At 62.7% G+C, this 13057-nt stretch carries 11 protein-coding genes; 7 read left to right on the top strand and 4 right to left on the bottom strand.

The window, feature by feature from the left end; translation table 11 throughout:
* Positions 1-34 precede the first annotated feature (34 nt).
* The 5 genes from CDO35_RS11100 to CDO35_RS11080 all read left to right on the top strand — a co-directional run bounded on the left by CDO35_RS11100 (position 35) and on the right by CDO35_RS11080 (position 5209).
* Positions 35-382, top strand: a complete 348-nt coding sequence (locus CDO35_RS11100) for a RidA family protein (RefSeq protein ID WP_017361197.1) — start codon at positions 35-37, stop codon at positions 380-382.
* Between the two features lie 214 nt (positions 383-596).
* The gene (gene alr / locus CDO35_RS11095; RefSeq protein WP_099524760.1) at positions 597-1670 is read left to right on the top strand and encodes an alanine racemase; all 1074 of its coding nucleotides are present in this window, start codon (positions 597-599) and stop codon (positions 1668-1670) included.
* A 195-nt stretch (positions 1671-1865) separates the two neighbouring features.
* Positions 1866-2414 carry a cupin domain-containing protein gene (locus CDO35_RS11090; protein ID WP_099524758.1) on the top strand — a complete coding sequence of 183 codons (549 nt, stop codon included), beginning with the start codon at positions 1866-1868 and terminating at the stop codon, positions 2412-2414.
* 113 nt (positions 2415-2527) lie between these two features.
* Positions 2528-2950, top strand: coding sequence for a c-type cytochrome (locus CDO35_RS11085; protein WP_099524757.1), 423 nt, complete (start codon positions 2528-2530; stop codon positions 2948-2950).
* 126 nt (positions 2951-3076) lie between these two features.
* Positions 3077-5209, top strand: coding sequence for an acetyl-CoA hydrolase/transferase C-terminal domain-containing protein (locus CDO35_RS11080; protein ID WP_099524755.1), 2133 nt, complete (start codon positions 3077-3079; stop codon positions 5207-5209).
* 24 nt (positions 5210-5233) lie between these two features.
* On the opposite strand, the gene CDO35_RS11075 is transcribed toward CDO35_RS11080, so the two are convergent.
* The 3 genes from CDO35_RS11075 to rep form a co-directional block, all read right to left on the bottom strand.
* Positions 5234-5806 carry a xanthine phosphoribosyltransferase gene (locus CDO35_RS11075; RefSeq protein ID WP_099524753.1) on the bottom strand — a complete coding sequence of 191 codons (573 nt, stop codon included), beginning with the start codon at positions 5804-5806 and terminating at the stop codon, positions 5234-5236.
* 162 nt (positions 5807-5968) lie between these two features.
* Entirely contained in the window at positions 5969-6451 is a 483-nt protein-coding gene (locus tag CDO35_RS11070; protein ID WP_099524751.1) for a UPF0158 family protein, read from the bottom strand.
* Between the two features lie 105 nt (positions 6452-6556).
* A complete protein-coding gene (gene rep / locus CDO35_RS11065) occupies positions 6557-8566 on the bottom strand; it encodes a DNA helicase Rep (protein WP_099524749.1) in 2010 nt (669 codons plus the stop codon).
* A gap of 270 nt (positions 8567-8836) precedes the next feature.
* Between rep and CDO35_RS11060 the strand changes: the two genes are divergently transcribed.
* On the top strand, positions 8837-10516 hold the full coding sequence (locus CDO35_RS11060; RefSeq protein ID WP_099524747.1) for a putative bifunctional diguanylate cyclase/phosphodiesterase: 1680 nt from the start codon (positions 8837-8839) through the stop codon (positions 10514-10516).
* A 54-nt stretch (positions 10517-10570) separates the two neighbouring features.
* Here CDO35_RS11060 and CDO35_RS11055 read toward each other — a convergent pair whose 3' ends face one another.
* The gene (locus CDO35_RS11055; protein WP_099524745.1) at positions 10571-11956 is read right to left on the bottom strand and encodes a NorM family multidrug efflux MATE transporter; all 1386 of its coding nucleotides are present in this window, start codon (positions 11954-11956) and stop codon (positions 10571-10573) included.
* 139 nt (positions 11957-12095) lie between these two features.
* Between CDO35_RS11055 and CDO35_RS11050 the strand changes: the two genes are divergently transcribed.
* Positions 12096-13016, top strand: coding sequence for a LysR substrate-binding domain-containing protein (locus CDO35_RS11050; RefSeq protein WP_099524743.1), 921 nt, complete (start codon positions 12096-12098; stop codon positions 13014-13016).
* Positions 13017-13057 lie beyond the last annotated feature (41 nt).

Genomic DNA, 13057 nt, shown 5'->3' with positions numbered 1-13057 from the left:
TTCGCGCTTTCGCAATCCAAGGAGCTTTACCCCTATGTCGATCCAGCGCCTGCATGTGGCCAAACGCTACAGCGAAGTGGTGATCCACAACGGCACGATTTACCTCGCCGGCCAGTTGGCTGATGACTTCGACGGTGACATCCGTGAGCAGACCCGGCAGACCCTGGCCAACATCGACAAGATGCTGGCCGAAGGTGGCAGCGACAAGAGCAAGATCCTGTCGCTGACCATCTTCATCAAGGACATGGCCGACTACGACGGCCTCAACGCCGAGTACGACGCCTGGGTGGCCGATGGCCATGCGCCTGCTCGTGCCTGCGTCGAGGCGAAGATGTACAAGCCCGAAGTGCTGGTGGAAATGTGTGTGGTGGCTGCTGTCTGAGGCGGCCACAGCTTTTGTTGCCTGCCATCCATGGCGGCAACCCTCCGGGCCGTCGCAAGCGACGTCAAAAAATTCTCCCGGAATTTTTTTGTGTTGGCTTTTCACCCGGCTCCCCCGCCGGGTTTTTTTTGAATGGCGATTTGTCGGCATAAGCCCGGATGTCCCCGGGCTACGAAAGCCGTCGCCTTAGAGAGTGATTGAGAGATAACGAACCATGCGTCCTGCCCGTGCCCTGATCGACCTCGACGCCCTGCGTCATAACTACCGTCTGGCCCGCGAAATGAGCGGCGCTCGTGCTTTGGCCGTGGTCAAGGCCGATGCCTATGGGCACGGAGCCGTGCGTTGCGCGCAGGCACTCGAAGCCGAGGCCGATGGTTTTGCCGTGGCCTGCATCGAAGAAGCGCTGGCGTTACGCGAGGCCGGCATCAGGGCGCCGATCCTGCTGCTCGAAGGCTTCTTCGAGGCCGACGAACTGGCGCTGATCGACCAGCATGACCTATGGTGCGTCGCCCATGCACAGTGGCAGATCGAGGCTATCGAGCAGGCCCAACTGAGCAAGCCGCTGACCGTCTGGCTCAAGCTGGACAGCGGCATGCACCGTGTCGGCCTGCATCCGGCCGAGTACCAGGCCGCCTATCGGCGTCTGCTGGCCAGCAGCAAGGTCAGCAAGATCGTGCTGATGAGCCACTTCGCTCGCGCCGACGAGCCCGAGTGCGAGCGCACGAGTGAGCAACTGGCGGTGTTCCAGCAGGCTCGCGAAGGTCTGAGCGCCGAGGTCAGCCTGCGCAATTCGCCGGCGGTGCTTGGCTGGCCTCAGGTACCGAGTGATTGGGTACGTCCCGGCATCATGCTCTACGGCGCCACGCCGTTCGAGCAGGCTCAGGAGCAGGCCGCGCGTTTGCGCCCGGTGATGACCCTGGAGTCGAAGGTCATCAGCGTGCGTGAGCTACCGGCCGGCGAGCCAGTAGGGTATGGAGCACGTTTCGTGGCCGAGCGGCCGACCCGCGTCGGTGTCGTCGCCATGGGCTATGCCGACGGTTATCCGCGTCACGCGCCGACCGGTACGCCAGTGCTGGTGGACGGTCAGCTGACCCGTCTGATCGGCCGGGTGTCGATGGACATGCTCACCGTCGACCTGACCGATCTGCCGCAAGCCGGTCTCGGCAGTCGTGTCGAGTTGTGGGGCAAGCAGGTGTTGGCCAGCGACGTGGCCATGGCAGCGGGCAGCATCCCCTACCAGATTTTCTGCAACCTGCGACGGGTGCCGCTGCTCTATCTCGGCAACTGAGCCCGGATCGGAAGGCCACTTGCGCTGTGCACTCCACGGCGCGCCAATTGCTGACTCGAACGGCTCTAGCTCGAGGATTTTCGAAAGAGCATGTGGGCCGTGTAGGCGAAGGGTGAACGCAAGTGTTGTAAATTCCGAACGCTATGCCATGATACGGACACTTTTCCGTCTCATATCCCAAGGGGGATTCCAGCATTGGACGTCGGCGTTCGACTGCAATCGATTCGTAAGCTCAAAGGCCTATCCCAACGTGAACTCGCCAAGCGGGCGGGCGTCACCAACAGCACCATTTCCATGATCGAGAAGAACAGCGTGAGCCCCTCGATCAGCTCGCTGAAAAAGGTGCTCGGCGGCATTCCCATGTCGCTGGTGGAGTTCTTCTCCCTCGACATGGAGCAGGAGAACCAGGTTCAGGTGGTCTACCGGGCCTCCGAGCTGACCGATATCTGCAGTGGCGCTATCACCATGAAGCTCATCGGCAAGGCTCATCCGAGCCGCGCCATTTCCTTCCTCGACGAAACCTACCCGGCTGGCGCCGATACCGGTGACGAAATGTACGCCCATGAGGGCGAGGAAGCCGGCATGCTGGTCGAAGGCAAACTGGAACTGACCGTGGGCAACGAGGTGTTCATCCTCGAGCCGGGCGACAGTTACTACTTCGAGAGCAGCAAACCGCATCGCTTCCGCAACCCGTTCGATGTGCCGGCGCGCTTGATCAGTGCCACTACGCCAGCGAACTTCTGATCAATAACCCTGCGACAATATGGGTTGTTTCGGTGGGCCGCGCTTGCCGTTATACTGACGCCCGCTCGCGAAACCGTGGCCGCGGGCGTGACTAGCCACGAAGAGGGTGTACCGTGAATCTGATGAAGAAAATGCTGGCAGTACCGGCTGCCGTATTGGCCCTGTGGGCAGTGACTGCTCAGGCCACGACCGATGAAGCTATCGCCGAGCGCCTCAAGCCTGTAGGCGACGTGTGCATCATGGGCGAAGAGTGCAAGGGCGTCGAAACCGTCGCTGCATCCGCCGGTGGTGGTGCACGTACCGCTGACGACATCATCGCCAAGCACTGCAATGCCTGCCATGGCTCTGGTGTATTGGGCGCACCGAAGATCGGTGACACCGCTGCCTGGAAAGATCGCGCCGATCACCAGGGCGGCCTCGACGGCATCCTCGCCGCTGCCATCTCCGGTATCAACGCCATGCCGCCGAAAGGCACCTGCGCTGATTGCTCGGATGACGAACTGCGCGAAGCGATCAAGAAGATGTCCGGTCTGTAAGACTCGCCGCTTCCCTGAAAAAACCGCCCTCTGGGCGGTTTTTTCGTTTCTGGCGGTGGCATGCAACCATGCCGGTGGCTCAGTAGTCCAAGCAGCATTCGTCATGGATGTCGCGAGGAGCGCCAGATGCCGCACACCTGTACCCTCGAACAAGCCGTCGACCACGTGCTGAGCGAGATCGACGGGCCGATTCATCTGGGCCTGCCCCTCGGTCTGGGCAAACCCAATCGCTGGGTAAACGCGCTCTATGAACGCGTGCGTAATCTGCCCGAGCGGCAACTGACCATCTACACCGCGCTGTGCCTGGCGCGCCCGCGTGCCGGCCAGGACTTGCAGCGACGCTTTCTCGAACCCTTCGTTGACCGGGTCTACGGCGATTATCCCGAGCTGGACTTTCTCGCCGATCTGCACGCCGGCAACCTGCCGGCCAACGTGCGCGTCGAGCAATTCTTCTTTCAGCCGGGCAGCCTGCTCGAATGCGAGCCGGCGCAGCAGGACTACATCAGCAGCAACTACAGCCATGTCGCCCGTGACCTCAATGCCAAGGGCCTGAATCTGATCGCTCAGCTGGTGGCCGTAGACCCAGCGCACCCCGAGCATTTCAGCCTGAGCTGCAACCCGGACATCACCCTTGATCTGCTGCCGCTGCTGGATAAGCGCCGCGAGGCTGGCGAAACCGTGCTCAGCGTCGCCCAGATCCACAGTGACCTGCCCTACATGGCCGGTGATGCCCAGGTGTCGCGCGATACCTTCGATATCCATATTGGCGAGGACGAGCGCACCACGCTGTTCTCCACGCCGAACATGCCCGTGACCTTGCAGGATCATTGCATCGGCCTGTTCGCCAGCACCCTGGTGCGTGACGGCGGCACCCTGCAGATCGGCATCGGCGCGATGGGTGATGCCCTGGCGGCGGCACTGATGGCCAGGCAGGCCGACAATGCTCGCTACCGCGCGCTGCTACGGGCGCTCCGTGCTGATGATTGGGCGGATGAGATTGCCGCCTGTGGCGGTCTCGAACCGCTCGCTCGCGGGCTGTATGGCTGCAGTGAAATGTTCGTCAACGGCTTGCTGGCATTGGCCGAGGCCGGCCTGCTACGGCGCCGGGTTTACCCGGATCTGCGCCTGCAGCGTCTGGCCTGTAATGGTGCGCTGGATGAACAGGGTCGGCTACACAGCGTTCAGGCGCTGGTCGACGCAGGGCTACCAGCGACGTTGCAGTCGAGCGATCTGGCCTGGCTGCGCGATAGCGGCCTGCTACACGGCGATATGCGGCTGGAGGCGGGCGAGCTGCAGTTGCTTGACGGTAGCCGCGTCGCCGCGGATCTCAGTGATCCCCAGACGCAGGCTCGCCTGCAGTCCTGTCTCGGCAGTGCGCAGGGCGGTGTGGTGCTGCACGGCGGTTTCTTTCTCGGCCCGGAAAGCTTCTACCGACGTTTGCGCGAGTTGGATGGTGCTGAACGGCAGCGCTTTGCCATGACCGGCATTCGCTATATCAACGAGCTGTACGGCGAAGAGGAGCTCAAGCGTCTGCAGCGCCGTGATGCACGTTTCATCAATACGGCTTTCACCATGACCCTGCTCGGTGCGGGGGTGGCCGATCAACTGGAAGACGGCCGCGTACTCAGCGGTGTAGGCGGCCAGTACAACTTCGTCGCTCAGGCCCATGCGCTGGAGGATGCGCGCTCGATCCTGCTACTGCGCAGCTGGCGTGAATCGGGCGGCGAGGTGAATTCGAACATCGTCTGGGAGTACGGTCACGCCACCATCCCGCGGCACCTGCGCGACATCGTGGTAACCGAGTACGGCATCGCCGACCTGCGCGGCAAGACCGACGCCCAGGTGATCGAGGCGCTGCTCAAGATCAGCGATTCGCGCTTTCAGAGCGAACTGATCGAGCAGGCGCAGCAGGTCGGCAAGCTGCCGGCGGATTTCCGGCTCGATGAGCGCTTCTGCAACAACCTGCCCGAGCGGCTGGAGGCTCTGCGTGCAGAACATTCGCAGCTGTTCGTCGAATACCCGCTTGGCAGTGATTTCAGCGCGGTGGAGCAAGACCTGGTGCGGGCGCTGAGCTGGCTCAAGAGCAAGCTGCGTCTGACCGAAGTACTGGCGCTGGGCAAGGCCACGCTCGATGCGCCAGAGCCAGGCGCCTATCCCGAGCACTTGCGACGCATGAGTCTGGAAGCGCCCGACGGGGTGCGTGAAGCCCTCTATCAGCGCGTGCTGCTGGCGGGCTTGCAGGCCACTGCCGGGGCCTGACGCGCGCGAGGGCGCGCGCAGTTTTTAGTCGAGGAAGCGCACCTGGCCGTTCTCCAGCGCGGCAACACGGGCCAGCGACTCGACACGATAGCCTTCGCTCTCCAGCAGGTTGCGGCCGTCCTGGAAGGACTTCTCGATGACGATGCCGATACCGGCAATCTGTGCACCGGCCTGCTGAATCAGGTCGATCAGCGCCTTGGCGGCGTGGCCGTTGGCGAGGAAGTCGTCGATTACCAGCACCTTGTCGGCAGCCGTCAGGTGACGCGCGGAAATGGCGATGGTGCTTTCGGTCTGCTTGGTGAAGGAGAACACCTTGGAGATCAGCAGGTCGTCCTTGAGCGTCAGCGACTGAAACTTGCGCGCGAAGATCACCGGAATGCCCAGCTCCAGGCCGGCCATCACTGCCGGGGCAATACCGGAGGCCTCGATGGTGACGATCTTGGTGATGCCCTGGCCGGCGAAACGCTGGGCGAACTCGTGGCCGATCTCCTGCATCAGGCGCGGATCGATCTGGTGGTTGAGAAAGGCGTCCACCTTGAGTACATGCTCGGACAGCACGATGCCTTCGCTGCGAATCTTCTGTTTCAACGACTCCACGGTCGATCCTCTGGTTGAGCAGAAAAGCTGCGGATTTTCGCTCAAAATGACCTGCAATGTGTAGTGAAACCGCAGCCTGCCCGACAGTCGTGGTCAATTGACCGGTTAGACAGGTTGTTAGCCAGTGTCTGGAGCCCGGATGCAATCCGCGGGCTGCTCCGCTCAGGCGCTCTTGGTCAGGCGGCGCAGGATGTCCTTGGGAATGCCGCGCGTGTCCAGCGGCAGCTTGTCCGGCGCAGGCTCCAGGCCCAGTTCGTAGAGCCAGTTGAGCGTGTACTCGCGCAATTGCTTGAGTTCGTACGCCTGCCACTGCTGACGAATCGCCGGAAAGGATTCGATCTCGTAGTCGAATGCGCGCAGTGGTTTGCGGCCGGTCAACGCGGCGCTGAGCAGCGGGTGGGCGTGCAGATCGTCGAGGGTGAACAGAAAGGACTCGCGCATGGCCACGCGCTGGGGAATGTCGAGGTTGGGTATCTGGGTGTAGCGATCCGGATTCAGTTCTACGTGCTGACGCTGCTCGCTGTGCTGATCTTCCGGCGACAGGCTCAGAACGCTACCGCTTTCCAGGTCCAGCCAGTTCTCCTGCTGTTCGCGGCCGTTGATCAACTGAGTCAGCGTGTCGAGGTCGAGAGTGAATGTGCGCATGGTGCCAACCCCCTGTGTCTGAACGGTATCTTCTTTCTGACTGGCAAAAATGACGAGGGTGCCAGCCCACCGAATAAACCGACCATACACCAGTCAGCCATGGCCTCAGCGCTTGAGCATCGCCCGCATATTGGCTAGGGCGTCGTTGCCGCGTGCGGCCTTGACCTCCACGGGCGCCTCCTCCAGCCCTTCCCACACCAGGTCTTCCGGCGGTAGCTCGTCGAGGAAGCGGCTCGGCGAGCAGTCGATCACCTCGCCGTACTGCTTGCGCTTGGCGGCGAAGGTCAGCGCCAGGTTGCGTTTGGCGCGGGTGATGCCGACGTAGGCCAGGCGCCGCTCTTCCTCGATGGTGTCGGCCTCGATGCTGGAGCGGTGCGGGAGAATCTCTTCCTCGAAACCGATGATGTACACCGAAGGGAATTCCAGACCCTTGGAGGCGTGCATGGTCATCATCTGCACGCCCTCGGCGCCTTCTTCCTCTTCCTGCTGGCGCTCGAGCATGTCGCGTAGCACCAGCTTGCCGATGGCGTCTTCGATGGACATATCGCCATCTTCGTCGCGCTCCAGGGTGCTCTTCAGTGCGTCGACGAGGAACCAGACGTTGCCCATGCGCGCGTCGGCCACTTTGTCGCTAGAGGCGTTCTGGCGTAGCCAGTTCTCGTAGTCGATGTCCATGACCATACTGCGGATGGCGGCGATCGGGTCGTTCTGCGCGCACTCCTGGCGCACCCGATCCATCCATTTGGTAAAACGCTGCAGGCGTTCGGTGAAGCGCGCATCGAGATGCTCGCCGAGGCCCATCTCACCGGCTGCGGCGTACATGCTGATCTTGCGCTCGTTGGCGTAGTTGCCGAGTTTTTCCAGGGTGGCGGAGCCGATCTCGCGGCGCGGTACGTTGATCACCCGCAGGAAAGCATTGTCGTCGTCCGGGTTGACCAGCAGGCGGAAGTAACTCATCAGGTCCTTCACCTCCTGACGGGCGAAGAAGCTGGTGCCGCCGGAGAGGCGATAGGGAATCTGGTGGTGCTGCAGTTTCAGCTCCATCAGCTTGGCCTGGTAGTTGCCGCGATAGAGGATGGCGAAATCGCTGTACGGGCGTTGGGTGCGCAGGTGCTCGGTGAGAATTTCGAGCGCCACCCGCTCGCACTCGGCGTCTTCGTTGCGGGTGCGGATCACGCGGATCTCGTCGCCCATACCCATCTCCGACCACAGCTGCTTCTCGAAGGCGTGGGGGTTGTTGGCGATCAGGGTGTTGGCGCATTTGAGGATGCGGCTGGTGGAGCGGTAGTTCTGCTCCAGCATCACCACTTTCAGCGAGGGATAATCCTCTTTGAGCAGCATCAGGTTTTCCGGCCGTGCGCCGCGCCAGGCGTAGATCGACTGGTCGTCGTCGCCGACCACGGTGATCTGGTTACGCATGCCCACCAGCAGTTTCACCAGCAGGTACTGGCTGGAGTTGGTGTCCTGGTATTCGTCGACCAGCAGATAGCGAATGCGGTTCTGCCACTTCTCCAGAATGTCGCTGTGCTCCTGGAAAAGCTTGACCGGCAGCAGGATCAGATCGTTGAAATCCACCGCGTTGTACGCCTTGAGCGTGCGCTGGTAGTGCAGGTAGACGATGGCGGCGGTCTGTTCCTTGGGATTGCGCGCCTTGGCCAGGGCTTCATCGGGCAGGATCAGGTCGTTCTTCCAGCTGTCGATGAGGTTTTTCACCTCGTCGGCACCGTCGTCGCCGGAATACTCCTTCTGCATGATGTCGCTGAGCAGCGCCTTGATGTCGCCGTCGTCGAAAATCGAGAAGCCGGGCTTGTAGCCCAGGCGTGCATATTCCTTGCGGATGATGTTCATGCCCAGGTTGTGGAAGGTGGACACGGTCAGGCCGCGCGCCTCGCTGCCCTTGAGCAGGGTGCCGACGCGTTCCTTCATCTCGCGCGCGGCCTTGTTGGTGAAGGTCATGGCGACGATGTGCTGGGCGCGGATGCCGCAGTTCTGCACCAGGTGGGCAATCTTGCGCGTGATCACGCTGGTCTTGCCGGAACCGGCACCGGCGAGCACCAGGAGTGGGCCGCCGACGTAGTTCACGGCCTCTTGTTGCCGGGGGTTCAGTCGGGACATGGGATCATTCGCAGAAAAATGGCCGCGCATTTTAACAGGCCTGATGACTTCTGCCGCGACCGTCCGGAACTGTGGCCTAGCGCACGGAATTGCATAGCCATGCACTTGGTTAATCACTTTATTCCAGTACTCTGGTTCCACTTGTAGGTTTACTGGCTATACCTCAGGATCTGCACTACCTTTCGCACGGATGTGATTGATTAGACGCCGATTACGGCGCGTTCAGGCGACGCGATTCGCCATCATTCTTGTGGTCATTGGGGAGGTTGCTTGTCCACGCTCGTCGAACCCTTGCGGTTGGTCCTGCTGGCGGAAACGCCGGACTGGGCCGAATTGTTGCGCGAGCAGTTGAGCGCCCTGGGCAGCCCATCCCCGCTGATTACCGCGCCGTCATGGGAGGCGGCCAGCAACCTGTTCGATGATCACGCCAGCGGTCTGCTGTTGAGTACACCGGATCGCCTCCCCGAGCCGCATCAGTGCCCCTTGCCCATCGTCTTGCTACTCGACGCAGAGCCAGTCGAAGAGCCGACCGGTGTCAGCGATTGGTTGGTGCGCGGCAGCCTCAGTCTCGATGTGTTGCGTCGCTGCCTGCGCTACGCGCGTGAACAGGGCAATCTCAAGCACACCCTGCAACGCCTGGCCGAACAGGACCCCTTGACCGGTATCGCCAATCGCCAGGGTTTCCAGACCCTGCTCGCCGCGCGCCTGGCCGAGTGTGGTGGCCGCGGCCTGGTACTCGGTCATCTCGATCTGGATAACTTCCGCCACGCCAACGATGCCCTCGGCTACCAGGCTGGGGATCGCCTGATCCTGCAGGTGGTGGCGCGGCTCAAGAGTCTGCTGCAGCCCTGCGATCAGATTGCGCGTCTGGGTAGCGACGAATTCGCTCTGTTGCTCGATGCACGCCGCGATCCGCAGCGCGTGGAGCGCCTTGCCGAGCGTGTCACCGAGGTATTGGGTGAGCCTTACTGGGTAGACGGCGAGAGTCTGTTGATCGGCTGTAGTCTGGGGCTCGCTCACGCCCAACCTGGAGAGGGCGCCGACCCGCTGCTGTGGCATGCGCATATCGCCATGCAGCACGCCAAGAATCAGCAAGGCTGCGTGTTTCATGTCTATGACGAGCGCCGCAACCGCAGCGCACGCAGTCAGGCCGATCTGGAAGGTGAGCTGCGCCGCGCGCTGCGCCGCGACGAACTGGAGCTGCATTATCAGCCGCGCCTGTGCCTGAAGAGCGGGCGCATCGTCGGCCTGGAGGCGCTGGTGCGCTGGCAGCACAGCGAGCGTGGGCTGCTCTCGCCTAATGAATTCGTGCCGCTGGCCGAAGAAACCGGGCTGATCGTACCGCTCGGTTACTGGGTCATCTCCCGTGCCCTGCGCGACATGCAGTGGCTGCGTGGACGCGGCCTGCCGGCGCTGCACATGGCGGTCAACCTGTCATTCCGCCAGTTTCAGGACAGCCAGTTGCTGCCGACCCTCAGCCGTTTGATCGAAGAACGTGGGGTCGATGCGCAGTGGCTGGAGTTTGAGCTGACCGAAACCGCGGTGATGCGCCGCAGCGACCAGGTGCAGCAGACCATGCTGGCACTGGGACGGCTCGGCGTGCGTTTTTCGCTGGACGACTTCGGCACCGGGTTTTCCTCCTTCGTCCACCTCAACAGCCTGCCGATCACCCTGCTGAAGATCGACAGGAGCTTCGTCGGCGGTATGGGCGAACGTGCGGAGAATCGCCAACTGGTGCGGGCGATGATCAACCTGGCGCACAACCTCAATCTCGAGGTGGTGGCCGAAGGGGTGGAAAACATCGAGCAGCTCGACATGCTGCGTCAGTTTGGATGTGATCAGGTGCAGGGTTACCTGATCAGCAAGGCGATACCTCTGGCGGAGCTGGCACGTTTTCTGGTGTTTGGCTTGCGCCAGCCGCTGCTGAGCGGTACTCCGCCTTCGGCGTGAGGCGCCGCAGCTCCGTAGCCCGGATGCAATCCGAGGCGCGCGCGTGTAGCCGGATTACGGCAGGCAGGCCTCGCTCGCCAGTGCACTCGGCCGCTGTAGGCGCGCCGTCTTCCACTGGAAGCCCAGCACCAGCCCGCTCGCCGTGACTGCCAGGCCGGCAGCCAGGCCCCACCAGACGCCCTGTGCACCCCAGCCGAGGGCGAAGGCGAACAGCCAGACCAATGGTGCGCCCACGCACCAGTAACCCGTCAGACCGATCAGCAGGGTGGTGCGGCCGTCGTTCAGCCCGCGGATCGCGCCCATGGCGATGCTTTGCAAACCATCGAACAACTCGAACCAGGCGGCAATCGCCAACAAGCCGACCGCGAGGGTGACGATATCGGCGAAAGCCGGGTCGTGACGGTCGAGGAACAGACCGATGATCCACTCTGGCAGCAGCCAGAACAGCAGGGCGAACAGCAGCATCAGGGCGGCGCCCACGGCCATGCCCAGGTGCCCCGCCAGCCGTGACAGATGCAGGCGGTCGGCGCCGTAGTGCAGGCCGACGCGGAAGGTCACGGCATAGGACAACCCTTGCGGCACGATGAACGCCAGCGCCACCGTTTGCATGGCGATCTGATGCGCCGCCAGCTGTACGCTGCCCAGCGCGCCCATGCACAGCGTGGCGAAGGTGAACAGCCCCTGTTCGGCGGCGTAGGTACCGCCGATAGGCAGGCCCAGACGCAGCAAGGCGCGCATTTCCGCTCGCTGTGGGCGACCCATGCCGCGCTGCAGCTGGTAGCGGTGATAGGTTGGCGAGAGCAGGATGTACAGCGCCAATGCCAGCGCCATGGCGCTGCTGACCAGTGCTGTGGTCATGCCGATGCCGCTCAGACCCAGGCTGGGCAGGCCGAACCAACCCTTGATCAGCGCGTAGTTGATGGCGAAATTGGCGGCTGTACCGACGATGCTGATGGCCATGACTGGGCCGGGATGGCCAATGGCACTGGTGAAGCCGCGCAGCGCCATGAAACACAGGTAGCCGGGCAGTGCCAGCGACAGCGGGCGCAGGAATGCCATGGCCTGACTGGCTGCGTCAGGGTCCTGGCCCAGATGCGGCAGCAGCGGGCCCAGGCCATTGAGGCACAGCGCACTGACGGCGCCCAGCAAAATGGCCAGCCACAGACCGTTGCGGATCAGGCGCGTGATGCCTGACGGGTCGCTCGCGCCGTGGCGAATGGCAATCAGGCTGCCCACCGCGGCGATCACCCCGGTGCAGAAGATCGAGAAAATGAAATAGCAGGTGGCGCCCAGCGCGCCACCGGCCAGTTGCTGCGGGCCGAGCATGGCCATCATCAGCGTGTCGGTGAAAATCATCAGCGCGTGGGCCAGTTGGGCTGAGATCAGCGGGCCGGCCAGGCGCAGCAGCGCGCCCAACTCGTGGCCAAGGGAATTCTTCATGATGAGTAAAACTTCGGCAGGGTAAGCATCCCCAGACTGTCGGGGGATGAGCAATGACAGCTATTCTCTGGTTTGTAGCGAATGCCCACAAAAGGAAAATAGCCATGCCAGGCATGATCAAAACTCATGGTTTGATACGATGACGCGTCGTCTTCCACCGCTTTACGCCCTGCGCGCCTTCGAGGCCGCCGCACGGCATGCCTCCTTTACCCGTGCTGCTGAAGAACTGGCCATCACCCAGAGCGCGGTAAGCCGGCACATCCGCACGCTGGAGGAGTACTTCGCTTGTCGTCTGTTCGAGCGTCGTGGCCGCAGCCTGCACCTGACCGATCCCGCCCGTGCTCTGTTGCCGGGGCTGAGCGACGGCTTCGATGCACTGGAGCGCGCCAGTGCTGCGTTGCGCGCCGATGATGAGGTGCTACGCCTGAAGGCGCCGTCGACCCTGACCATGCGCTGGCTGCTGGCGCGGCTGTCGCACTTTCGCCTGGCCAACCCGGACAGCGAGGTACAGCTCACCAGCGCCTGGATGGATGTGGACAAGGTCGACTTCCGCCACGAGCCATTCGACTGTGCGGTGCTGTTGTCCGATGGCCAGTTCCCGGATGAGTGGGAAAGCGTGCTGTTGTTCGAGGAATGGCTGATTCCGGTGTGCGCTGCTGGCGACTCTGACGCAGGCCCCTGGTCGCTGGCGCGGCTGCAGGCGGCGGAGCAGTTGCACCCGACGCCGGATCGCCGCGACTGGCGGCGCTGGTTGCAGGCCACGGGGCTGGATGAGCAGGTGCCGCTGAAGACCGGTCAGCTGTTCGACATGCTCGAACTGGGAATCGTCGCCGCCGCACGCGGCTATGGCGTGTCCATCGGTGATCTGCTGATGGTGGCCGAGGACGTGGGCGCAGGTCGCCTCGGGCTACCCTGGCCAACCGCAGTGTTCAGTGGTGACAGCTACTATCTGGTGTGGCCACGCGGGCACCGTGCACAGGCGCGTTTGCAGCGGCTGCGCGACTACCTGTTGGCCGAAGTGGCGGCTATGCAACTTCCCGCAGTGGAGAGAGTGCTTTAGCTGCCGATACAGGTTTTTGAGAGCAAATGATTGCCATTTGG

The organism is Pseudomonas sediminis (assembly GCF_002741105.1).
In the GTDB taxonomy this organism is placed as follows: domain Bacteria; phylum Pseudomonadota; class Gammaproteobacteria; order Pseudomonadales; family Pseudomonadaceae; genus Aquipseudomonas; species Aquipseudomonas sediminis.
Note: the sequence above shows the minus strand (reverse complement) of the source record. Positions and strands in the feature narration are given on the sequence as shown.